General features: G+C 66.2%; 18 protein-coding genes. 2 read left to right on the forward strand and 16 right to left on the reverse strand.

Annotated features, from left to right (window positions below):
* Positions 1-34: 34 nt before the first annotated feature.
* Together rraA and V0R59_RS09110 are read right to left on the reverse strand one after the other, a co-directional pair.
* On the reverse strand, positions 35-517 hold the full coding sequence (gene rraA / locus V0R59_RS09105; RefSeq protein WP_330077004.1) for a ribonuclease E activity regulator RraA: 483 nt from the start codon (positions 515-517) through the stop codon (positions 35-37).
* Entirely contained in the window at positions 514-2,460 is a 1,947-nt protein-coding gene (locus V0R59_RS09110; RefSeq protein ID WP_330077003.1) for an aconitase family protein, read from the reverse strand. The genes rraA and V0R59_RS09110 overlap by 4 nt, the downstream gene beginning before the upstream one ends.
* 96 nt (positions 2,461-2,556) lie before the next feature.
* Here V0R59_RS09110 and V0R59_RS09115 point away from each other — a divergent pair, with 96 nt between their 5' ends.
* A complete protein-coding gene (locus tag V0R59_RS09115) occupies positions 2,557-3,459 on the forward strand; it encodes a LysR substrate-binding domain-containing protein (RefSeq protein WP_330077002.1) in 903 nt (300 codons plus the stop codon).
* Positions 3,460-3,561: 102 nt separating this feature from the next.
* On the opposite strand, the gene V0R59_RS09120 is transcribed toward V0R59_RS09115, so the two are convergent.
* Positions 3,562-7,080, reverse strand: a complete 3,519-nt coding sequence (locus V0R59_RS09120; protein WP_330077001.1) for an indolepyruvate ferredoxin oxidoreductase family protein — start codon at positions 7,078-7,080, stop codon at positions 3,562-3,564.
* A 128-nt stretch (positions 7,081-7,208) separates the two neighbouring features.
* Between V0R59_RS09120 and V0R59_RS09125 the strand changes: the two genes are divergently transcribed.
* Positions 7,209-8,120: a LysR family transcriptional regulator gene (locus V0R59_RS09125; protein ID WP_330077000.1), complete on the forward strand. Its 912-nt coding sequence runs from the start codon at positions 7,209-7,211 to the stop codon at positions 8,118-8,120.
* Positions 8,121-8,182: 62 nt separating this feature from the next.
* On the opposite strand, the gene V0R59_RS09130 is transcribed toward V0R59_RS09125, so the two are convergent.
* From V0R59_RS09130 to V0R59_RS09190, 13 genes are all read right to left on the reverse strand, one after another.
* Positions 8,183-8,803 (reverse strand): TetR/AcrR family transcriptional regulator, encoded by a 621-nt coding sequence (locus V0R59_RS09130; protein WP_330076999.1) that lies wholly within the window; start codon positions 8,801-8,803, stop codon positions 8,183-8,185.
* A gap of 115 nt (positions 8,804-8,918) precedes the next feature.
* Positions 8,919-10,001 (reverse strand): endonuclease/exonuclease/phosphatase family protein, encoded by a 1,083-nt coding sequence (locus V0R59_RS09135; protein ID WP_330076998.1) that lies wholly within the window; start codon positions 9,999-10,001, stop codon positions 8,919-8,921.
* 14 nt (positions 10,002-10,015) lie between these two features.
* Positions 10,016-10,984, reverse strand: a complete 969-nt coding sequence (locus V0R59_RS09140) for a S1/P1 nuclease (protein ID WP_330076997.1) — start codon at positions 10,982-10,984, stop codon at positions 10,016-10,018.
* Complete coding sequence (gene deoD, locus V0R59_RS09145; RefSeq protein ID WP_330076996.1) at positions 10,974-11,699, reverse strand: purine-nucleoside phosphorylase; 726 nt, start codon at positions 11,697-11,699, stop codon at positions 10,974-10,976. Before deoD ends, V0R59_RS09140 begins: the two co-directional genes overlap by 11 nt.
* 1 nt (position 11,700) lies before the next feature.
* Positions 11,701-12,909 (reverse strand): phosphopentomutase, encoded by a 1,209-nt coding sequence (locus V0R59_RS09150; protein WP_330076995.1) that lies wholly within the window; start codon positions 12,907-12,909, stop codon positions 11,701-11,703.
* On the reverse strand, positions 12,906-14,228 hold the full coding sequence (gene deoA / locus V0R59_RS09155; protein WP_330076994.1) for a thymidine phosphorylase: 1,323 nt from the start codon (positions 14,226-14,228) through the stop codon (positions 12,906-12,908). Before deoA ends, V0R59_RS09150 begins: the two co-directional genes overlap by 4 nt.
* Entirely contained in the window at positions 14,228-15,001 is a 774-nt protein-coding gene (deoC, locus tag V0R59_RS09160; RefSeq protein ID WP_330076993.1) for a deoxyribose-phosphate aldolase, read from the reverse strand. Before deoC ends, deoA begins: the two co-directional genes overlap by 1 nt.
* A 31-nt stretch (positions 15,002-15,032) precedes the next feature.
* Complete coding sequence (locus V0R59_RS09165) at positions 15,033-16,292, reverse strand: NupC/NupG family nucleoside CNT transporter (protein WP_330076992.1); 1,260 nt, start codon at positions 16,290-16,292, stop codon at positions 15,033-15,035.
* A gap of 63 nt (positions 16,293-16,355) precedes the next feature.
* On the reverse strand, positions 16,356-16,772 hold the full coding sequence (locus tag V0R59_RS09170) for a cytidine deaminase (protein ID WP_330076991.1): 417 nt from the start codon (positions 16,770-16,772) through the stop codon (positions 16,356-16,358).
* Positions 16,762-18,474 carry a bifunctional metallophosphatase/5'-nucleotidase gene (locus tag V0R59_RS09175; RefSeq protein ID WP_330076990.1) on the reverse strand — a complete coding sequence of 571 codons (1,713 nt, stop codon included), beginning with the start codon at positions 18,472-18,474 and terminating at the stop codon, positions 16,762-16,764. The genes V0R59_RS09170 and V0R59_RS09175 overlap by 11 nt, the downstream gene beginning before the upstream one ends.
* Positions 18,475-18,490: 16 nt before the next feature.
* Entirely contained in the window at positions 18,491-19,132 is a 642-nt protein-coding gene (locus V0R59_RS09180) for a MotA/TolQ/ExbB proton channel family protein (RefSeq protein ID WP_330076989.1), read from the reverse strand.
* Between the two features lie 62 nt (positions 19,133-19,194).
* On the reverse strand, positions 19,195-21,495 hold the full coding sequence (locus V0R59_RS09185; RefSeq protein WP_330076988.1) for a TonB-dependent receptor: 2,301 nt from the start codon (positions 21,493-21,495) through the stop codon (positions 19,195-19,197).
* Between the two features lie 118 nt (positions 21,496-21,613).
* Positions 21,614-22,381, reverse strand: coding sequence for an energy transducer TonB family protein (locus V0R59_RS09190; RefSeq protein ID WP_330076987.1), 768 nt, complete (start codon positions 22,379-22,381; stop codon positions 21,614-21,616).
* Positions 22,382-22,384 lie beyond the last annotated feature (3 nt).

The raw sequence follows: 22,384 nt of genomic DNA on the forward strand, positions 1-22,384 counted from the left end.
GAGTCAGGTTGCTGCGCGCAGCAGCCATCGGTTTTTATCTCTTTGGCGGATCGAGCTCCTCTCGGGCCAGCAGCACGCCGTCCTCATCGGCGTACAGCCAGTCTCCCGGTTCGATGGAGACACCACCGAGCAGCAGGGGCACATCCAGCTTTCCGCCCTCACGGTTATGCGAACGCCGTGGCCAGGAGCCGAGGGCGAGAATGCCCAGGTCCAGCTCGGCGAGGGCGTGGCGGTCGCGGATATTGCCGTTGACCAGCACACCGGCCCAGCCGTTCGCCAGTGCCAGCGCGCCGAGCCGGTCGCCCAGCAATGCCCCGGGGTCGCCGCCGGCTTCGATCACCAGCACGCGGCCGGCTCCGGGCTCGGCCAGCTTCTGGCGGATCTCGCCATTGCAGCCCAAGGCATAGAGCGTCACCACCGGTCCGCTGAACCGGCGCCGCGCGCCGAACCACTGCCAGTTGCCCGGCAGGATGCGCAGCTCGGTGCCGTAGTGATCGCACAGGTCGGCGGTATTCATGCCACCTCCGCCTGCAGCTCGGCGAAGCTCGCCAGACGGCCAAGCAGGGCACTGGCGGCCACGGTGTACGGGCTGCCCAGCCAGACCTGCCCAGGTCCGGAGCGGCCGGGGAAGTTGCGGTTGATGGCGCTTATGGTGACCTGCTCGGCGCGGGTCGACGAGCCCGGCCCACAGTTCGCACAGGCGCCGCAGCCGGGCATGATCAGTTCCACGCCAGCCTGTTCGAAGGTGGCCAGGTAGCCCTGTTCGCGGCAGTAGTCGCGCACCGCCAGGGTGCCGAATTGCAAGTACAGGCGGGTGTGGTCGGCGACCTTCATGCCGCGCTCAAGACCCCAGGCCAGCACCTCGTGGTAGTAGTCGAAATCCTCGCGCTTGCCGGCGGTGCAGGAGCCGCCGTAGGCGATATCCACGCTCACCGGCGTTTCCAGTTCTTCGAGGGCCACGCCGTTGCCCGGATCGCCCGGCGCAGCCACCAGCGGCGAAAGGCTGGAGCAGTCAATGACCAGGTGTTCCTTGTAGTCGGCGTCGGCATCACTGAACAGCCAGTCCTCCAGCTCGACCTCGATGCCGCGCCGCTCGCGCAGGAAGTCCACGACCTTCTGGTCCGGCGCCACGATCCCGGTAAAGCCACCCAGCTCGGCGACCATATTGGTCAGGGTCGCCCGCTCATCCACGGACAGGGCACGCACCGCTTCGCCGCAGTATTCGAACACTGCGCCGATGGCCTGGCCCTGGCGAATCGGCTCGCTGCGCAGCAGTTCGAGAACGATGTCCTTGGCTGTGACGTCGGCGCGCAAGCGGCCGGCGAGCTCGACCTTGATGATCTCCGGCATGCGGCAGCGGATGAAGCCGGTGGCCCAGCTGTTGGCGATATCCGTGGCCCCGGCGCCGAAGGCCAGGCAGCCGAGCGCGCCGGAGTGCGGCGAGTGGGAGTCGGTGCCCACCACAACCTGGCCCGGCAGGGCGTGCAGTTCGGTCATCAGGGCATGGCAGATGCCTTCCGAACCGCTCTCGCCCTTGAGTGCGCCATGGGCTACCACCGGATAGCGGCGCACAAAATCGTCGTGGGCCGAGGCCAGGCCGCCCACCGCCGCCAGCAGGTTGTCACGGATATGCGGGTAGCTCTGGTTGGCCAGGATCAGGTGGTCCTGGAAGGCGATGATCTCGTGGGGACGGGCCAGTTCCAGGTTCTCGCCAAAGGCCTCGTGCATGAAGTGCGCGCACATGCCGGTGAAGTAGTCGTGGCTGAAGCGCCAGTCGGCGGAGAGGAACAGGCCGTCGCCCCGGGCAACTTCGCCGGCAGGGGCGACACGGCGGCGCTCGATGATCTTTTCCACCAGGGTCAGTGGCCGATGCGTGGGCAGCGGGTTGAAGACTTTCTGCGGCTGGCGTGGCAGGTGCAGCTTGCTGTAGGCCAGCAGGCCGCCAGCGCGGATCACCTCCTGAGTCACTGCATCGCGGCCGACCAGGAACTCTTCCAGGTCGATGGCCTCGCCGCTGCGGATGCGCTCGATCAGCGAGAAGTCGGTGGAGGTGTAGATGCCGATGTTGTCGCAGTTCTGCCGATAGATGCGCTCGAAGCTCTCGGCGATGATCAGGCGGATGCCTGCGGACTTTTCCGCCAGCGGGCTGGACTCGCGGGAAGAACCCTTGCCGTAGCGCTTGCCGGCCACGGTGATTTCGAAGCTGCCGTTCTTCACCGCATCGTTGCCGATGGGCAGCTCGCCTTCGGTCTTGAAGCCGACGTAGGGATAGGCGCCCAGACGCGAGTCGTAGGTCATCATGACCACTACCGGGGTGATCTCGTCGGTGGAGATGTTGTCGCGCAGGGGCAGGGCGTCGCTCAGTTCGAGGTCACGGCCTTCGAGCTGGGCGGTGACGGCCTCGCTGCTGCAGGACAGGAAAAGAAAGCGGCCGGCGAATTGAATTTTTCTTGTAGTCATAGTTATCTCCTCGATGCCCTGCATGTTAGGAACTGCGCGGCACGGGGCGTAGTGATGAAAATTCACGGCTGCCATCACCAAATATCGGGACCCATCATGCAAACCCTCTGGCGCTTCGATCCCACCTCGCTGAAGTTGTTTATCGCCGCCTGCGACGAAGGCAGCATCGCCCGCGCCGCCGAGCGCGAAAGCATGGTGCCGTCGGCGGTGAGCAAGCGCATCGGCGAGCTGGAAGAGGCGGTGGGTGCACCGTTGCTGTACCGGCATCAGAAAGGCATCGAGCCGACCCCGGCCGGCATCTGCCTGCTTGGCCATGCTCGCCACGTGCTGGAGGAACTGGCGCGGATGAGCGCCGATCTTTCGCAGTTCGCCAGCGGTGATCGCGGGCATATCCGCATCAGTGCCAACCGCTCCAGCATCATCCAGTTCCTGCCCGAGGATCTGAGCCGGTTCCAGCGCACCCATCCGAATATCGCCATCGAACTGCAGGAGCGCACCAGCGAGCAGGTCGGCGAGGACGTGCTGGGCAACCAGTGCGACCTGGGTATCGGTGCCGACCTCGGTGCGCTGGCGGACAGGGGCCTGCGGGTGCAGGAGTACCGCTCGGACCAGTTGGTGCTGATCGTCCCGGCCGGGCACCCGCTGGCGGGGCTGGAGCAGGTGCGTTTCGCCGACACCCTGGGCTTCGGCCATATCGCCCTGCACCGCGACAGCCCGTTGTACCGCATGCTCGACAAGGCCGCGCGAGCGGCGCGCAAGAGCATTCGCTACGGTATTCACCTGCAGAGCTTCGATGCGGTGTGCCGGATGGTCCAGGCGGACCTGGGGATTGCGGTGATACCGCGGCGGGCTGTGAGCTTGCAGCCCGAGGGGGCCGGGCTGGTGTGCGTGCCGTTGGAGGATGAGTGGGCGGTAAGGCGGTTCCAGATCGTCAGCCGGGCCGAAGGCTATCTGTCGGCGGTGTGCCGGGGGTTCCTGGAGTTCCTGGCCCGGGATTGAAAGACTGGCTCGTACCCTGTGGGAGCGGGTTTACCCGCGATTGCAGTAGTGGAATCACCGACGCCATCGCGGGTGAACCCGCTCCTACAGGAGGGGCGCAACTCAGACCTGAGTCACCTGAATCCTTTGAACACTGGCTTCATGAAACTGCGGCCCATTCCTCCATTCATCCAGCAGCTTGTGCCTTTGCGCTTCCGCCTTTTCAAGGTAGCGATCCTTCACCGCTCCATACCCGCGCACCGCATCCGGCAACGACGCCAGCTTCACTGCCAGCTCCAGGTTGTCCGCCCGCAGCCCTTTTTCCAGCTCATCCAGCACCGCCTCGTAGCTACGTAGCCATTGCAGTTCGACCTTGCGCTCATGAGTCCTGGCAAACGGGTCGAGCCAGGTATTGCGCAGCCGCCGTGCCTTCGCCAGTAGCTTGAAGCCCTTCATCATCCATGGTCCATAGCTGGACTTGCGGCCCTTGTTCAGCAACGGCGGGGCAAGGTGGAAATTCAGCCGATAGCCACCCTCGAAAGTGGCCTCGACCTGCTTGAGAAAATCGCCCTGGGTGAACAGCCGCGCCACCTCGTATTCGTCCTTGATCGCCAGCACCTTGAAGTAGTAGCGCGCTACCGCTTCCGACAGCGGCCCCGGCTTGCCATGCAGCCTGCGTTCGACCGCGATGAAGCGTTCGACCCGTACCCGGTACCCCTCGGCGAAGGCTGCATCCTGGTATTCGCTGAGGTAGGCGACACGCCACGCGACGATCTCCTCCAGTGTCTGCGCCAGTACTGGCGCATCGTCCTTGCGCAGCAGGGCCCGCACCCGTGCCAGGTCCACCGCCGCCCGCCGTCCCCAGAGGAACGCGGCCTTGTTGAACGGCACCGCCGCGCCATTGATCTCGATGGCCTGCAACAGCGCGGTCTCGCCCACCGGCAACCAGCCCTTCTGGCAGGCGAAGCCGAGCATGAAGGTGTTGGTGGCGATGGAGTCGCCCATCAGCGCGGTGGCCAGGCGGCTGGCGTCGATGAATTCGGCATGGGTGTCGCCCACCGCTTCGCGGATCTGCTTGTTCATCCCGGCAGTGGGGAAGCGGGTGTCCGGATGCTGTTGCAGGTCGCCGGTTTCCGCCTGGCGAGCGAAGGTGCGCACGGACGCGCTGGTCAGGCTTTCTTCGCTGTTGACCAGTGCATGGGTCACGCCCTGGCGCAGCTTGGACAGGGTTTCGGCATTGGCGCTGACCACCAGGTCGCAGCCCAGCAGCAGATCCGCCTCGCCCTCGGCGATGCGCGGGGCGTGCAACTGCTCCTGATGCCGGGCGATACGGATATGCGACCACACCGCACCGCCTTTCTGCGCCATGCCGGCCATGTCCAGGTTCAGCGTGCCCTTGCCTTCGATAAAGGCCGCCATGCCCAGCAGCGCGCCGATGGTGACCACGCCGGTACCGCCGACACCGGTGATGAGGATGCTGCAAGGCTGCTCCAGGCTGGCCAGCTGCGGTGTCGGCAGGGCCCAGTCATCATTCTGCGCCAGCGCCTTGGGCTTGCGCAGGCTGCCGCCTTCGATGGTGACGAAGCTCGGGCAGAAGCCATTGAGACAGGTGAAATCCTTGTTGCACGAGGACTGGTCGATGGCGCGCTTGCTGCCGAACTCCGTGTCGACGCTGGTCACCGACATGCAGTTGGATTTGCTGCTGCAATCGCCGCAACCCTCGCACACGGCCTGGTTGATCATCACCCGGCGAGCCGGGTCGGGGAACTTGCCGCGCTTGCGCCGTCGGCGTTTTTCCGCCGCGCAGGTCTGGTCGTAGATGATCGCCGAGACCCCGGCGAACTCGCGCATTTCCTTCTGCACCTCATCCATCCTGTCGCGACGCAGCACCGGGACGCCTGCAGCGAGGTCGGTGATCTGCGCGTAGCGCGAGGTGTCGTCGGTGACCACCACGATACGGCCCACGCCTTCGGCGGCAAGCTGGCGGGATATCTGCGGCACGGTGAGGCTGCCGTCCACCGGCTGGCCGCCGGTCATGGCCACGGCGTCGTTGTAGAGGATCTTGTAGGTGATGTTCACCTTGGCCGCGACCGAGGCGCGGATCGCCAGCAGACCGGAGTGGAAGTAGGTGCCGTCGCCGAGGTTGGCGAACACATGGGCCGTTTCGGTGAAGGGCGCCTGGCCGATCCAGGCCACGCCTTCGCCGCCCATCTGGCTGAAGGTCTTGGTCTGCGGGTAGATCCACGCCGCCATGTAGTGGCAGCCGATCCCGGCCAGTGCGCGGCTGCCCTCCGGGACCTGGGTCGAGCTGTTGTGCGGGCAGCCGGAGCAATAGTGCGGGACCCGCTCCATCAAGGTGCCGAAGCGGCCTTGCGCTGCAAGCCGGGCGTCCAGTACCGCCAGGCTGACCTGCAATTCGCCGCTTGGATGATGGCCGAGAATGCGCTTGGCCAGGGCCCGGGCGATCTGCGCCGGGGTCAGGTCGCCGGTGGCCGGCAGCAGCCAGTCGGTGTGCGGCCGGGTCCATTCGCCCTTGTCGTCGAACTTGCCGACGATGCGCGGGCGCACGCTCTCGCGCCAGTTGTACAGCTCTTCCTTGAGCTGGTATTCGAGCATGTGGCGTTTCTCTTCGACCACCACGATCTCGTCGAGCCCTTCGGCGAACTGACGCACGCCCTCGGCATCCAGCGGCCAGACCATGCCCACCTTGTACACCCGCAGGCCGATGGCGGCCGCGCGGGACTCGTCGATACCGAGGATCTTCAGCGCCTGGCACACATCGAGGTACGACTTGCCGGAAGTGATGATGCCGATCCGCGCCTTGGGCGAGTCCATGACCATCCGATCGAGGCCGTTGGCCCGGGCATAGGCTGCCGCCGCGTAGAGCTTGTGCTCCAGCAGGCGCTGTTCCTGGGCCAGGGGCGGGTCGGGCCAGCGGATGTTCAGGCCGCCTTCGGGCAGCGGGAAATCCGGGATGACCGGCTGCACGCGATTCAGGTCGATATCCACCACCGCGCCGCTTTCCACGGTATCGGCGACGGCTTTCATTGCCACCCAGCAGCCGGAGTAGCGCGACATGGCAAAGCCATGCAGGCCGTAGTCGAGGTATTCCTGGACCCCCGATGGCGCCAGCACCGGCATCATTACCGCCTTGAAGATGTGCTCGGTCTGGTGCGGCAGGGACGAGGAGCGGGCGCCATGGTCGTCGCCGGCAATCGCCAGCACGCCGCCGAACCTGGACGTGCCGGCGGCATTGGCATGGCGGAACACATCGCCGCAGCGGTCCACGCCGGGCCCCTTGCCGTACCAGATGCCGAACACGCCGTCGTAGCTGGCGCCGTCGAACAGGTTGACCTGCTGGGTGCCCCACAGCGAAGTGGCGGCCAGGTCCTCGTTGAGGCCGGGATGGAATTTCACTTTCTGCGCCTGCAGGTGCTCGCGGGCCTTCCACAGCGCCTGGTCGAAACCGCCCAGGGGCGAGCCGCGATAGCCGGAAACGAAGCCTGCGGTGTTCAGGCCGGCGGCCAGGTCGCGCTGGCGTTGCATCAGCGGCAGGCGGACCAGCGCCTGCACGCCGGTCATCAGCACCTTGCCGGTTGCCTGGGTGTATTTGTCGTCCAGCGTGGGAAGCACGGTACTCATGGCCAATCCTCCAGTTTCTTGTTGTTCAGGCGACCGTGGAGGCGGTGCGCTGATTTGCGCTGGAGTCTATGAACGCGGCCGGGTTATCGTAAATTCATAAAAAATGCGAACAGGTATCAGAAAAACAAATGTCAATTCGCAACGATATCTCCATGCGCCAGCTCCGCTACTTCGTCGCAGCGGCGGAGCTGGGCCAGTTTTCCCAGGCGGCGCTGACCGTGCATGTGTCGCAGTCGGCGATCACGGCGGCGGTCAGCCAGCTGGAGGACATGCTCGGCGTGCGCCTGTTCGAACGCCTGCCCCACGGGGTGAGCCTGACGGCCGACGGGCACCGGTTCTACCAGCATGCGAGGCATATCCTCGACACCCTGCAGGACGCCGTGGCCCAGCCGCTGTTCCAGCGCGACCGCCTGGCGGGCACGGCGCGGGTAGGGGCGTCCTACACGGTCCTGGGGTACTTCCTGCCGACCTTGCTGGCGCGCTTCAAGCGCAGTTACCCGCAGGTGGAGATCGACCTGATCGACATGGACCGGCCGGGGATCGAGCGGGGCGTGGCCGGTGGCGAGCTGGACCTGGGGCTGACCATCCTGTCCAACGTCGATGCCGCGCAGCCCTTCGAGCGGCATGTGCTGATGCGCTCGCGGCGGCAGCTATGGCTGGCCAGCGATCACCCGTTGATGGCGCTGGAGAGCGTGACCCTGGCGGATATCGCCGCGCATGCGTATCTCATCGCAACGATGGATGAGGGGGAAAGTTCGGCGATGCGTTATTGGCAGGCGGCGGGGCTGGCGCCGAGGATTGCCTTTCGCACCACCTCGGTGGAGGCGCTGCGCGGGCTGGTGGCCCATGGCTTCGGGGTGACCATCCTGTCGGACATGATCTACCGGCCCTGGTCGCTGGAGGGCAAGCGCATCGAGGCGCGGCCGGTGGCGGGGAATGTTCCGCCGATGGAGCTGGGGCTGATCTGGCAGGGGCAGCGGGAGATGCCGGAGGCGGCGCGGGCGTTCCAGCAATTCCTGATTTCGGCGACGCATTTGTAGGGGGCTTCCGGGCCTCATCGCTGGCAAGCCAGCGATGAGGCCCGGAAGAGCAATGAAATTCCTCAGGGCTCCAGACCAATGCCCCTTAACACCACCGCGGTGATCGTCTGCACCGCGCCCTCGAACTGCTCGTCACTGAGCGGCGCATGCCCGTTCAGCGCCCGCACCTGGTAGTCGAAGTCGGCATAGTGCTGGGTCGAGGCCCAGATCATGTACAGCAAGGCGAACGGCTCGATCGGCTTGATGCGCTTTTCCTCGACCCACTGGCGGATCTTGTTCTCCTTGAACTTGGCCCCGGCGAACAGGTGCTCGTCGAGGATGTCGCGGAACAGCGGGGCACCATGCATGATCTCGTTGGCCCACAGCTTCGAACCATGGGGCCGGGTGCGCGAGTGGGTCATCTTCTCGCGCACATAACTGGTCAGCACCACCCGCGGGTCGTCGAAGTGGGCGAAGCAGGCGCCTTCCTTCTCCCAGACGCTCAGCAGGTTGACCAGCACCTCGCGGTACAGCTCGTCCTTGGTGGTGAAGTAGTAATGCAGGTTGGAACGAGGCAGGTCGGCGTGCTTGGCGATATCGGACATCGAGGTGCCCGCATGCCCCTGCTCGGCGAACACCTTCTCGGCGGCGAGGAGGATCTTTTCGACGTTTTTGCGTCGGATATTGATCTTGTGGTTTGACATTGCATTCCTTGGCGTTGCCACTTGTGGCGGCAACGCTACTACAAGCACCGGGTGATTTCGTTGACATCGGACGCTGCCAGGGGCATTGGCGCTACAACTTTGTCGGACAATTCTGTCAGCGATAGATCTCCGCGTACATCGGCCAGTGGTCGGACACGCCCTGCGGGTAGTTGCCGCCCTCGAACCGCGCCGGCGACCCCCACTTGTTGACCTGGTAAGGGCTGTCCTTCGGCGTGCGGATGCTCGCGCTGTCCACCTTCCAGCCATTGAAGCCGGCGCCGGTCATTTCCTTGGGGAACAGCAGCAGGTCGAAGAACGACCATTCACGGTTGCGGTGGTAGTAGTAGCTGCCCTTGCAGTCGCCGCAGCCGATCAGGTGCGACACGCTCCAGGTGCTGGCCAGGCCGTTGGCGATGTAGTGGTGCTGGCGCTCTTCGCCGGCATTGATGTTGAAGTCACCGCCGACGATCGGCAGCACGTCTGCCGGCAACTGGCGCTTGAGCTCGGCCAGATGCTCCACCGCCTGGCGACGCAGGTAGCCGGGGCCGCCGCCGGACGGCAGGTGCACGGCGAATACTGACGCCTTCTGCCCGTCCGGCAGGCGCAGGCGCACTTCGAGGATGCCGCGGGTCTTGCCGGTCTTGTCCGAGGTGTCGCCGTTCTCGTTGCGGTACGGTACGCGATGCAGGATCGGCTCGCCCCACTGCGGCAGGCGGCTGAGCACGGCGGTGTCGATGCCGCGCTCGTCCCAGCCTTCCAGCAGCACCCGGGTCTGGTAGCCGGCCTTGTCCAGGCGGGCGTTGAGCTGCTCGACGACGTTGCGGTTTTCCACTTCCTCCAGCAGCAGGATGTCCGGGCCGCGACCGGCGTCGATCTGCTGGATCACCGACGCCAGGCGGGTGAGTTTTTCCTTGAGCTTGGCATCGGTCCAGTCGTTCTTCTCGCACTCGTCGCGCCAGGCCTGCACATTGATCCTGGCGCAGGTCGCCAGCCATTCCGGGTGCGCCTGCTTCAGGCTCAGGGGCAGGTAGGCGTAGTCCTCCTTGCCCTCGTCGTGGACGGTGTCGAACAGGTTCTCGACGTTCCAGGTCATCAGCGAAACCCGTTGTTCACCCTGCGGGGGAACAGGCGTCGAGGCACAGCCGGCGAGGCCGAGGGCGAGCAGCAGGGGCAGGTGACGCAAAGGCAAAGGGATCATGGAGTTCACGGTTCTCAGGAGGCGGGGCGACCGGCGACCAGCGCCGCGTTGAGCAGTTGTGCGAGGCGCACCGAGGCCAGTTGCACCTGCTTCTCGGCCACCGGCACGAAGGTGCTCATGTACCGGGCGTCGATGCCGTCGCCGGCGCCCTTGGGCTTCTCGTTCATCAGCTTGTCGCCGCGGCTGTAGTCCTTGCCGGTGCGGTTGTACTCGATGGCCTTGGCGGCGTAGTCGACACCGCCGTCATCGTCGTCGCCCTGGGTGCGGTGGCTCGGCAGCTTGCGTTTCTTCTCGGCCTTCTGCGGGTAGATGCCGTCGTCGCGGACGATGCGGCAGGCCTGCTGCGACCACTGTGCCGGATCGGCGGAGTCGGCGGCGGGCAGGCCGGCTTGCAGCTTGTCGGCGTAGGCCTTGACGTCCAGCCTGGCCGAGCCGAGCAGGAAGTCGTCCCAGACCTGGCGCAGGTTGTAGGTCTTGCCGCCTGCCTTGACCGGGAAGTCGTAGCCGCCCTTGTCGTCCTTGAAGCTGTTGTTCAGCGGCGAGCTGGCATCGCTGCTGTGGTGGATCAGGAACAGCAAGGCCATCAGCCGGGTCTGGTTGGGGGCCTTGGGGTCGGCCAGTGCTTTGCGGTTCTGCTCGATGGCCGCCACGCTGCAGGCGCCGCCGGGGCAGTCGCGAGGCAGCTGGAAGGTGCAGTCGTCGGCCTTGTAGATCACCAGGCGCTGGTTCTTCGTCTGCTCCCAGAGGTCCTTGGTCTGCGGGTTGTTGTCGAGGTTGCCGGCCCAGTTGGCTACCACCGCGAAGTCGTCCTGCTTGATCAGGCCCAGCAAGCGCATGGCCTCGGCCTTGGCTTCAGGCGTCAGCTGGCGCTGCGCCAGTTCACCGACCAGCGCGGTGCCTTGCTGGCCCCAGGCGAACACCTGGCCAGCCCACAGGCCGGCCAGCAGCACCAGGCCATTGCGTAGGGATTTGCTAACGATCACTTGCGGGTTCTCCTTGGAGGGCATCGAGGGTCAGTTTCATCATGGCGTGGAAGTCCAGTTGCCGTTGCTCGGCGCTGAGGGCCTCGCCGGTAAGGATGTGGTCGCTGACGGTGAGCACGGTCAGCGCCTGCTTGCCCAGTTCGGCGGCCACGCCATAGAGGCCGGCGGCTTCCATTTCCACGGCGAGGATGCCCATGCGGGTCATGCGCTCGAACAGGCCGGGGTCGGGTTCGTAGAACAGGTCGGCGGAAAACACGTTGCCCACGTGCACGTGCTGGCCGGCGTCATCGGCATGGCGTACCACCTGTTGCAGCAGGCGGTAACTGGCGATGGCGGCGAAGTCGAAGCCGTTCAGGCGCTTGCGGTTGACCGCGGAATCGGTGCTGGCGCCGAGGGCGATCACCAGGTCGCGGACCTGGATGCCCGGCTGCACGGCACCGCAACTGCCGACCCGGACGATGCGTTCGACGCCGTACTGGCTGAACAGCTCGTGGGCATAGATCGACACGGAAGGGATGCCCATGCCGGAGCCCATCACCGAGACGGGCTGGCCGTTGTACAGGCCGGTGTAGCCAAGCATGTTGCGGATGCCGTTGACCTGGCGGACATCGCTCAGGTAGTGCTCGGCGATCATCCTGGCGCGCAATGGGTCACCGGGCATCAGCACGGTGTCGGCGAATTCGCCCGGTTGGGCGGCGATATGCGGTGTGGGCATGTCAGGCATCTCCATCGAGGAACGAGCGGCCATGGGCCAGGGCGGGCAGGGCGAAGAACGCCGCCAGGGTCTGGCCGATGTCGGCGAAGCTGTCACGGGCACCAAGGCTGCCGGCCGTCACGCCCTTGCCCCAGGCCAGCACGGGAATGTGTTCGCGGGTGTGGTCGCTGCCCGCTGCGCTGGGGTCGCAGCCGTGGTCGGCGGCGAGGATCAGCAGGTCTTCGTCGCCCATGGCCGCCAGCAGTTGCGGCAAGCGTTGGTCGAAGGCTTCGAGGGCGGTGGCGTAGCCTTCGCTGTCGCGGCGATGGCCGTAGAGCATGTCGAAGTCGACGAAGTTGCTGAACACCAGGGTGTTGTCCGCTGCCTCGGCAAGGGCCTGCAAGGTGCTGTCGAACAGGGCGTCGTTGCCGTCGGCCTTGTACAGGCGGCTGATGCCCTGGTGGGCGAAGATGTCGCCGATCTTGCCGACGGCGAACACCTGGCCGCCGGCCGCGCAGAACTGGTCGAGCAGGGTTGGCGCCGGTGGCGGCACCGAGTAGTCGCGGCGGTTGCCGGTGCGCCGGAAGCTGGCCGCATCGACACCGCGGAACGGCCGGGCGATGACCCGGCCGATGTTGTACGGGTCGCACAGTTCGCGGGCCAGTTCGCACAAGGCGTAGAGCCGGTCGAGACCGAAGTGCTCTTCGTGGGCGGCGATCTGCAGCACGCTGTCCGCCGAGGTGTAGACGATCGGCTTGCCGCTGCGCAGGTGCTCCTCGCCCAGCTGTTCGATGATGGTGGTGCCCGAGGCGTGGCAGTTGCCGAGGACCCCGGGCAGGCCGCCGCGTTCGATCAGCTCGTCGAGCAGCGAGGGTGGAAAGCTGTGCTCCAGCGCCGGGAAGTAGCCCCAGTCGAACAGCACCGGCACCCCGGCCATTTCCCAATGCCCGGAGGGCGTGTCCTTGCCGCTGGACAGCTCCCGGGCATAGCCCCAGGCGCCCTCGACGGCGCAGTCGGCGACGAAGCCCGGCGGGAAGCTGCCGCCACTCAGCGCCGCCGCGTGCCCCAGGCCGAGGCGGGCAAGATGGGGCAACTGCAATGGCCGCCCGTCACGGGCACGGGCTTCGGCGATGTGCAGCAAGGTGTTCGCCCCGGCATCGCCGAAGCGTGCGGCGTCGGCGCTGGCGCCGATGCCGAAGGAGTCGAGGACCAGCAGCAGGGCGCGTTTCATGCGGGCTCCAGGCACAGGCCGGAAATCAGCGCCGGCGCTTCGTAGGGCAGGGTGGCGATGCTGTAGGCCGCCTGCACCGCGGCGGCTGCGCGCTCGGCCTGCTCCAGGTCGCGGGCATGCACCAGCGCCAGCGGCCGGTTGGCGCCTACCGCTTCGCCGGGGAAGCACAGTTGGCTCAAGCCCACCGCCGGGTCGATCGGGTCTTGCGGGTTGCGCCGACCGCCACCGAGTCCGACCACGGCGAGACCGATTTCCCGGGTATCGATGCGTTGCACGATGCCGGCCTGCGGTGCCATTACCGGGATTACCACCGGGGCCGCCGGCAGATGGTTTTCCGGGCGTTCGACCAGGTCCGCCGGCCCGCCCAGGGCCTCGACCATGCGCGCGAAGCGCTGCAGGGCGGCGCCGCTTTTCCACGCCGCGAGCAACTGTTCGCGAGCCAGTTCCGCACTGCTGGCCAGGCCGGCACAGAGCAGGGTCTGTTCCGCCAGCGCCAGGGTCACGTCCCACAGGCGCTGGCTGCGCACTTCGCCACGCAGCAGGGCGACGGCTTCCTCCACTTCCAGGGCGTTGCCCGCCGAACGCGCCAGCGGCTGGCTCATGTCGGTGATCAGGGCGCGGGTGCGCACCCCGGCGCCATTGGCCACGGCGACGATGCTTTCGGCCAGGGCCGCGGCGTCGCTGGCCTGGGCCATGAAGGCGCCGTTGCCGACCTTGACGTCGATCAGCAGCACGTCGAGGCCCGCCGCCAGTTTCTTGCTGAGGATCGAGGCGATGATCAGGTCGATGGACTCCACCGTGCCGGTGACATCGCGGATGGCGTACAGGCGCTTGTCCGCCGGGGCCAGGTCGTTGGTCTGGCCGATGATGGCGCAGCCGACGTTGGCCACCACTTCGCGCAGGCGTGCCATGTCCGGCTGGCTGTCGTAGCCGGGGATGCTGTCGAGCTTGTCCAGGGTGCCGCCGGTATGGCCCAGGCCGCGCCCGGAAATCATCGGCACGTAGCAGCCGCAGGCGGCCAGCAGCGGGGCCAGGGGCAGGCTGACCAGATCGCCGATGCCGCCGGTGGAGTGCTTGTCCACCACCGGGCCCGGCAGGTTCCAGCCCAGCACCCGGCCAGAGTCGCGCATGGCCGTGGCCAGGGCGATGCGCTCGCCGACCTGCAGGCCCTTGAGCAGCACGGCCATGGCGAAGGCGGCGACCTGGCCCTCGCTGATGCTGAAGTCGGTGATGCCGCTGACGAAGCGGCGGATATCGGCGTCGTCGAGCACCTTGCCGTCGCGTTTACGCCGGATCACTTCCTGTGGCAGCCAGACCATCAGTAGCGCCCTCCGTCCGCCGGAGCCGGAACCCCGAGGCGGTTGAGCAGGTCGCCGAGCAGGCTGGACGCGCCGAAGCGCAGGTGCCGTGGCGAGATCCATTGCCCGCCGTTGATGGCCTCGGCCAGCTCCAGGTAGACCCGTGCATCGTCCAGGGTCTTCAGGCCGCCGGCCGGCTTCAGGCCGACATTGACGCCGCTGGACGCGATGCATTCGAGCATGATCCGCGCCGCCTCGGCGGTGGCATTGACCGCGACCTTGCCGGTGCTGGTCTTGATGAAGTCGGCGCCGGCCTCGATGGCGTCGAGGCTGGCCTGGCGGATCAGCGCCGGGTCGGCCAGCTCGCCGGTTTCCAGGATCACCTTGAGCAGCGCACGGTCGGCACACAAGGCCTTGCAGGCGCGGACCAGGGCGAAGCCGCGGTCGGCATCGCCGGCCAGCAGGGCACGGTACGGATAGACCACGTCGATCTCGTCGGCGCCGTCGGCCAGGGCCTGGCGCGTCTGCTCCAGCACCTCGTCCAGCGCGGCGTTGCCGGCGGGGAAGTTGGTCACGGTGGCCACGGCCACGGTCTGGCCGCCGAGGGCATCGAGGGTGCGTCGGGCCAGGGCCACGAAGCGCGGGTAGACGCACACCGCCGCCACCGGCCCCACCGGGGTCAGGGCGCGCTGGCAGAGGTCGATGATGCGCGCGTCGCTGTCGTCATCGTTGAGGGAAGTCAGGTCCAGCAGCGCAATCAGGTTGTGCGCCAGGGTCGTATCGAGTTCGGTCATGTCGGGTTCACGCGAATTCATGGGTTCAGGTTCACAGCGCCAGGAAGACCCCGGCGATTGCCGCGCTCATCAGGTTGGACAAGGTGCCCGCCGCCACCGCCTTGAGGCCGAGACGGGCGATGTCGGCACGGCGCTCCGGCGCCATCACCCCCAGGCCGCCGAGCTGGATGCCGATGGAGGCGAGGTTGGCGAAGCCGCACAGGGCGAACGTGACGATCGCCTGGGTCTGCGCCGAGAGCACGCTGACGCCTTTGGCAGCGGCCTGTGCCGGGTCGAGGTGGTTGGCGAAGTCGACGTAGGCGACGAATTCGTTGAGCACCAGCTTTTCCCCGATCAGTCCGCCGGCAGTGATCGCCTCGTGCCAGGGCACGCCCAACACGAAGGCTAGCGGAGCCAGCAGGTAACCGAGGAGCAATTGCAGGTTCAGCTGCGGAAAGCCGAACCAGTCGCCGGTCCAGCCAAGCAGGCCGTTGAGCAGGGCGATCAGGGCGATGAAGGTCAGCAGCATGGCGCCGACGTTGAGGGCCAGGCTGAGGCCTGCGGAAGCGCCGAGGGCGGCGGCGTCGATGACGTTGGCCGGCTTGCTGCCCGGCTCTTCCGGCAGGTCGTCCGGGTCGTCGTGGGGCTGTTGGGTTTCCGGTTCCATCAGCTTGGCCATCAGCAGGCCGCCGGGGGCGGCCATGAAGCTGGCGGCGATCAGGTACTTCAGCTCGACCCCCAGGCTGGCATAGCCGATCAGCACCGAGCCTGCCACCGAGGCCATGCCGCCGGCCATCACCGCGAACAGCTCGGAGCGGGTCAGGCGGCGGACGAAGGGGCGCACCACCATGGGCGCTTCGGTCTGGCCGACGAAGATGTTCGCCGTGGCCGACATCGCTTCGGTGCGGCTGGTGCCGAGCACACGTTGCAGGCCGCCGCCGATCACGCGGATGACCAGGCTCATGATGCCCAGGTAATACAGCACGGCGATGAAGCTACTGAAGAACACGATCAGCGGCAGCACGCGGATGGCGAAGACGAAGCCGCCGTTGCCGAACACTTCCAGCATCTTGCCGCTGCTCAGGCCACCGAAGATGAAATCGATGCCCTGGTTGGCATAACCCTGCAGCGAGCCGACCGAGTCGGAAATGCTGGTCAGCGTGCTCTGTCCCCAGGGCACATAGAGGGCGAAGGCGCCCAGCCCGGCCTGCAGGGCGAAGGCCGCGCCCACGGTGCGCAAACGAATGGCCCTGCGGTTGCTGGACAGCGCCACGGCCAACAGCAACAACACCACGATACCGATGAGACCCATCGATGTTTCCCCAGAGGATTCAAGTAGAGGCCGCCGTCCCTTGCAGCCGATCGTTTTTTATTGTCAGAACTCGCTGAAGGCGCCGGGCAGCAACTGCTCCACGGTCCAGTAGCGGGTGGCTGCGGCGTCATGCCCGACGCAGATCACCGGGCACTGCTGGTCGAGCAACTCGACCAGCACCTGGCGACAGGCCCCGCAGGGCGAGATCACCGGCACCCTCGGCGCATACACCAGCAGCGCCTTGAAGCTGCCGGGGGCGAGCCCCTGGCTGATGGCGCTGAACAGCGCGCTGCGTTCGGCGCAGTTGGTCAGGCCGTAGGACACGTTCTCGACGTTGCAGCCGCGGATGATCTCGCCGTCCGAGGTGAGCAGCGCGGCGCCCACGGGGAATTCCGAGTGCGGGCACCAGGCGCTGTCGGCGGCGGCGATGGCGTGGGGCAGCAGGCGGTGGTGCAGGGCTTGCCAGTCTTCAGGGCGCATTGCTGGCGACCTCCGCGCTGGCCTTCTGGATGCGTTGCCCGGCTTCGGCGAAGCCGGCCGGCTGGCCGGCGCGGTCGCGTTCCTGCAGGTAGGCGATCATCGCTTCGAGGTCGTTGATCCCGGTGTCCAGACGATCGCGGGCCTGCTTGAGCACGCCGAAGTTGTCGCCGCCCTCGGCGAGGAAGCTGTTCATCGCGATGCGGTAGTCCTGCTCCGGCTGCACCGGCTGGCCGTCCACCCGCAGGCTGTCGGCGAGCACGCGCTGGCCCTTGGGACGGCTGTCGTCATAGCGGTAGGTCAGCGAGGCGGAAGGTTGCAGCGGGTAGAAGCCCATGCCGCCGTCCTGCCATTGCTGCTCCAGCAGTTCCTTCAACTGCGCGCCGCTGAGGGTGAGCAGGGTCAGGCTGTTGTTGAACGGCTGCACCGTGGCCACCTGGCCGTAGTTCACCTGTTCCTGGCCTTCGTCGAGGCTGATGTCCATGCGCATGCCGCCCTGGTTCATCAGCGCCACCTGGGCGCCGAGGGCCCGGGTGGCGGCCAGTTGCGAGTCGGCGATCAGGTCGCCCATGGCCGATTCGCCGGCTTCGTTGGTGGCGCGCAGCACTTCGCGGGCGGCCAGGCGCGCGACCGGCTTGCCCAGTTGCGCCTGGCTGCGGCTTTCGACTTCGGCCAGCAGCGGGGCAACCTGGGCGGTGGCGCTGTAGCGCTGGGCATCCACCACCAGGTTCTCGGCTTTCACGTCGAGCAACTGATGCTTGGTGGTATCGACGGTCAGGGTCAGGTGGGTCAGCAGGCGGCCGAAGGAGGCACCCTGGGTCACCAGCTTGTCGCCCAGGCGGCACAGGTAGCCTTCGTGGGTGTGGGCGGTGACCACTACCTTGATCTGCGGGTCGAGACGCCTGGCCACGTCCACCACGTCGCCGCCGAGCTGGCTGCACTCCTGCTGGTCGAAGCGTTCCGGGGTGGCACCGCCCTGGTGGATCACCGCGACGATGGCATCGACCTGCTGCTGGCGCAGTTCCGTCAGCAGGGCGTTGATCGCCTCGGCCTCGTCGACGGTGTAGAGGTCGTCCATGTTCCTGGCGCTGACGTAGGCGCCGACGTTGCGCAGGGTTGCACCGACGAAGGCGATCCGGGCGCCGTGGGCCTCTTCGATGCGGTAGCCGGCGAACACCGGCTTGCCGCTTTGCTTGTCCATCAGGTTGGCGGAAATGTAGGGGAAGCCGGCCCCCTTGAAGTCCTTGTCGAACTGGCAGGCCTTGTCGGCGCGGTCGGAGTCGCAGCCGCCGTTGACCTGGCGCAGCAGCTCGGCCTTGCCGTGGTCCAGCTCATGGTTGCCGACCACGGAGAATTTCAGTCCGAGCAGGTTCAGGGCTTTCAGGCTCGGTTCGTCGGCCCACATCGAGGATATCGGCGGACTGCCGCCGACCATGTCGCCCGCGCCGATCAGCAGCAGTTGCGGATCCTGCTGGCGCAGCTCGGCCAGGGCGCCGCTGAGCGGGCCCAGGCCGCCGGCCTTGAGCTTCACCGTGCCGGTGGCGTCCGGGTACTGGAAGGGGCTGGCCAGCAGGTTGCCGTGGAAGTCGTTGAGAGCGGCGACAGTGACCTCGACCGGGGCCGGGGCTTTCTCGCAGCCGCTGGCCAGGAGCATGGCGGCCAGCAGCAGCGACAGCGGGCGTACAGCATTACTCGCGCGGGACATGGCGATCCTCGGCCTCTCAGGCGTGTTGCAGGCTGGTGGCCGGGGTTGCGACCGGCTTGCTGGCGAACGGGGTACCCATGCCGGCGCGCAGCAACAGCATCTTCAGGTGGTCGTTGATCAGTTCCAGGCGGTCTTGCAGGTGGTTGTTGAACACCAGGCCGACCAGGGCGATGGCGATCCCCAGGGCGGTGGCGTACAGCGCGGTGCCGATGCCGCGGGAGACTTCGCCCGGATCGGAAACCCCGGCTTCGGCGAGGGCCTTGAAGGTGTCGATGATGCCGAGGATGGTGCCCAGCAAGCCGAGCAGCGGCGCACCGGCGACCACCGCTTCGAGGATCCACAGGCTGTGGTTGAGCTTGCCGCGCATGGAGATGTAGATGGCCTGGCCGAGGTCTTCCAGTTCATTGTGCGAGTGCACCTGGCTGCGACCTTCGAACAACTGGCGCAGCAGTTCCAGGGGCAGGCTGTCGCGCTGGCGCAGTTCGCCGGGGAGTTCGTCGAAGTGGCGGACTTTCTTGTGCAGGGCCGCTTCCAGGCCACGGGCCTTGCGCAGGTTGTAGGCGAAGAAGATGCCGCGTTCCACCACCACGAAGGCGGCCAGGGCGGCGGCGCCGTACATGATGTAGAAGGTGATGTCGTGAAGCAGGTCCATGTTCATGCTGGGTTACCTCGGGTGCAGGGCATGGCCGGGGCCGGCGTGTTCGCCTGCCCCGGAGTTTTCTAGAAGTTGGCTTCCACGGAGAGCGCGACGGTCTGCTCTTCGCCGATGGTGTAGTAAGGCGTCTGGGCACCGGCGTAGGACGAACCGGTGCCGTTGTAGCGCGTCGAGTTGAACACCGTGGTCTGCACGCCCGACAGGTACTCGCGGTTGAACACGTTGTTCAGCGACAGGCGCACGGTGGCGTCCTTGACGAACTTCTTGTTCACCGGCAGGCGGTAGCCGACGTTCATGTCCACGGTGGTGTAGTGCGGGATGCTCTGGTCGTTGGTCAGGTCGCCGAACTGGTTGTCGACGAACTTGCCGATGACGTTGCCGTAGAAGCGCCCGTCGTCGTAGCCCAGGCTGAGGTTGAACATGTTCTTCGGCACGCCGGCGATCTGCTTGCCCTTGGTCGGCACGTACACGCCGTAGTAGAGGGTGTCGTTCTGCTGCTCGGCCTCGGTGTAGGTGTACGAGGCGTAGTAGTTGAAGTTGTGCGGAAGCAGGCCGCTGAACTCCAGTTCCACGCCACGGTTCTCGACCTCGCCGACGTTGAGCATCAGGTAGTCGCCGGTAACCTCGTCGCGGCTCGATACCTGGCGGTCCTTGAACTTGAGGTAGAACAGGGTGGCCGACAGGGCCATGTCTTCGGTGGCGTAGCGCCAGCCGAGTTCCTGGTTCCAGCTCAGCTCGGGCTTGAGGCTGATCGAGTCGCCGGCGTTGTAGAGCGCGTAGTTCGGTGGCGTGCGCATGTTGCGGGTGAGGTTGTAGAACGCCTGGTTCTCTTCGTTGACCTGGTAGCGCGCGCTGAAGCTGGGGAGGAACTGATGGTAGGTCTTCTCGCGTTTTTCCGGGGTGTCGTAGAGGCTGGCCCGCATGTCGCCGTCACGCTTGGAGTGCTCGTAGGCGATGCCGGCGGTCAGGGTCAGGTCGGGCGTGGCGCTCCAGGTGTCCTGGAGGAACAGCTTGTGCGACGGGGTGATGGTGAAGTAGTCGCGGCCTTGCACGGTATTGCCGTTGGCGTCCTTGACCTGGTTGGAGCCGTTGTAGTCGGGCCACATGTCGGTCGGGCTGCCATCGGCTTCGAGGTAGACGAAAGGCTGGCTCTGGCGCTGGCGGGCACGTTCGTACCAGTAGCCGACGTCGATGGTGTGCTCGTCGTTGAACGCCCAGCTCAGCTTGGTGTTGATGCCCGGACGCCAGGTTTCGCTCCAGGACGGCCGGGAGTAGCGGCCGCTGACCGGGTTGCCGTCGGCGTTGTACTGGGCGCTGGTGTTCAGGTTGCTGAAGTCGTAGTTGCCGGAGCTGTTGGTGGTGCGGTTGAGCGTGGCCGGCGAGCCGAAGGCCCGGTAGCTGCCGCCGCTGGCCCAGTAGTAGTACGGCGCGACGGTCAGTTGCAGGTCATCGCGCAACTGCCAGCGGCTGGTCACCGAGGCGGTCATGGTCTCGAACGGGTTGATGCTGGTCCTCCAGCTCGCCGTGGTGAGCTTGCCGGTGGTCGGGTTGTAGGTCGGCTCGTTGGGGAAGTCGTAGTCGTGGTCCGACTTGTACTGCGCCAGGCTTGGCGACACGTAGTTGTAGTTTTCCTGCTTGTGGTACTTGATGATGCCGTTGATCGAGTTGCCTTCGCCGAACTTGAACAGGCTGTTCAGTTCGAACTTCTCGGCATCCAGGTCGCCCTTGCCTTTCCACTTGTCGCTGTTGGTCTTCGACGCGGAAATGTAGTTGCTCAGGCCGTTGTATTCGCCGGTATTGAGGCGCACGAAGGTCTTGGTCAGGTTGTTGCTGCCGACGGTCTGCTTGAAGAACACGCCGGCGTCCTTGGTCGGGCTCATCGACACCAGGCCGATGTTGCCGCCACTGGAGCCGATATGCGGTGCGTCCAGTTCGGACGAGCCCTGGGTGACGAAGACTTCCTGGAGGTTTTCCGGGTCGCCCAGCAGGTTCGGGTACACCTCGTAGCTACCCGAGTCGTTGATCGGTACGCCGTCCATGGTCATGCCGATCTGGTCGGATTTCATGCCACGCATGGTGAAGTTGAAACCGGAGAGGCCGCTGCTGTCGTCGCTGGAGACGTTGATGCCGGGGGTGTACTTCAGCTTGTCGATGCCGTTGCCGGTGGGCGACATCTTTTCCAGGGCTTCCTTGGTCACCGTGGAGCGGGCCTTGGCCGCTTCTTCCTGGACCATCTGGCCATTGCCTACGGTCTGGCCGGTGACGTTCACGCTACCGATATCCACGGAATCCTCTGCCAGGGCCGAGGCGGTCCAACCGCCACAACCCACGGCCAACATCATGACGAACAGCCGATCAAGTTTCACCGAGCTTCCCTCCCATATCTGAATGTGGTTTTTGTCGAAGACAGGTTTTCAGCTTTCCGCGGGCAGCCGCCCGCACGACGCCAGGGGCGGGGCGTCGGCGAGCAGCGTTCCTTGGAAACTAGTTTTCTATGTTGTAAACAAGCGTCGCGATGAATCGGTACTTATCCCTGCCCTCGAAAACCGCATCGGGGAAGGGCCTTACTTGCTCGATGCGGCGCAAACTGGTTTGCGCCGCCTTGTTCAGCAGCATGTTCGCCGCCTTCTTCTCGATCCCTGAGTCGAGCACTTTTCCTCCCCGGTCGATCAGCAGCCAGACCACGACGTTGCCTTCCGGGCGTTGCAGCGAGGCCTCGCGGCCGCGCGGGTATTGCTTGTATTTCTCCAGCTCTGCATGCAGGGCGGCGATGTAGCTGTTTTCCAGTGCGGCCACGTTGACCGCAGGGGCCGCCGGAGGTGGTGGCGGTGCGGGCCTGGCGGCGACCGGCGCCGCGGCCGGTTTGCTTGGCGCCGGTGGGGTGACCGGCTGCGGTGGCGCGGGGGTGGGCGCCGGTTTTGCTGCGACTTGCGGTTTCGGCTTTGGCGGCTGCGGCTTGGGCTCAGGCGGCTTGGGCCTGGGCTTGGGCGGCGGCTCCGGTATTTCCACGATCGGTTCCGGGTCGGGCTCTGGCAGTGGCTCGGGCTCAGGCTCAGGCTCCGGCGGCGGTGCCGGTGGCGGCGGTTCCGGCTGCAACTCGGCCGGATCGATCAGCGCCACCTCCACGGTGCTCTCGTCGTACTTCGGGGTGATCTTCAGGTCCGCCTTCAAGGCGCTCTGCACGGCTATCGCCAACAGGCAGATCGCCGGCAGGCACGCGAGGGCTTTTCGCGATTTGAACAGGGCCGACATGAC

This window comes from Pseudomonas ulcerans, assembly GCF_036324125.1.
Classification (GTDB): domain Bacteria; phylum Pseudomonadota; class Gammaproteobacteria; order Pseudomonadales; family Pseudomonadaceae; genus Aquipseudomonas; species Aquipseudomonas ulcerans.

What these genes read in the sequence shown, in the direction of transcription:
- V0R59_RS09135 (WP_330076998.1), bottom strand. Translation starts at nt 10,001, where the DNA reads ATGATCCCTTTGCCTTTGCGTCACCTGCCCCTGCTGCTCGCCCTCGGC.
- V0R59_RS09125 (WP_330077000.1), top strand. Translation starts at nt 7,209, where the DNA reads ATGTCAATTCGCAACGATATCTCCATGCGCCAGCTCCGCTACTTCGTC.
- deoA (WP_330076994.1), bottom strand. Translation starts at nt 14,228, where the DNA reads ATGGTCTGGCTGCCACAGGAAGTGATCCGGCGTAAACGCGACGGCAAG.
- V0R59_RS09110 (WP_330077003.1), bottom strand. Translation starts at nt 2,460, where the DNA reads ATGACTACAAGAAAAATTCAATTCGCCGGCCGCTTTCTTTTCCTGTCC.
- deoC (WP_330076993.1), bottom strand. Translation starts at nt 15,001, where the DNA reads ATGACCGAACTCGATACGACCCTGGCGCACAACCTGATTGCGCTGCTG.
- V0R59_RS09175 (WP_330076990.1), bottom strand. Translation starts at nt 18,474, where the DNA reads ATGTCCCGCGCGAGTAATGCTGTACGCCCGCTGTCGCTGCTGCTGGCC.
- V0R59_RS09190 (WP_330076987.1), bottom strand. Translation starts at nt 22,381, where the DNA reads ATGTCGGCCCTGTTCAAATCGCGAAAAGCCCTCGCGTGCCTGCCGGCG.
- V0R59_RS09150 (WP_330076995.1), bottom strand. Translation starts at nt 12,909, where the DNA reads ATGAAACGCGCCCTGCTGCTGGTCCTCGACTCCTTCGGCATCGGCGCC.
- V0R59_RS09120 (WP_330077001.1), bottom strand. Translation starts at nt 7,080, where the DNA reads ATGAGTACCGTGCTTCCCACGCTGGACGACAAATACACCCAGGCAACC.
- deoD (WP_330076996.1), bottom strand. Translation starts at nt 11,699, where the DNA reads ATGCCCACACCGCATATCGCCGCCCAACCGGGCGAATTCGCCGACACC.
- V0R59_RS09115 (WP_330077002.1), top strand. Translation starts at nt 2,557, where the DNA reads ATGCAAACCCTCTGGCGCTTCGATCCCACCTCGCTGAAGTTGTTTATC.
- rraA (WP_330077004.1), bottom strand. Translation starts at nt 517, where the DNA reads ATGAATACCGCCGACCTGTGCGATCACTACGGCACCGAGCTGCGCATC.
- V0R59_RS09180 (WP_330076989.1), bottom strand. Translation starts at nt 19,132, where the DNA reads ATGAACATGGACCTGCTTCACGACATCACCTTCTACATCATGTACGGC.
- V0R59_RS09170 (WP_330076991.1), bottom strand. Translation starts at nt 16,772, where the DNA reads ATGCGCCCTGAAGACTGGCAAGCCCTGCACCACCGCCTGCTGCCCCAC.
- V0R59_RS09130 (WP_330076999.1), bottom strand. Translation starts at nt 8,803, where the DNA reads ATGTCAAACCACAAGATCAATATCCGACGCAAAAACGTCGAAAAGATC.
- V0R59_RS09165 (WP_330076992.1), bottom strand. Translation starts at nt 16,292, where the DNA reads ATGGGTCTCATCGGTATCGTGGTGTTGTTGCTGTTGGCCGTGGCGCTG.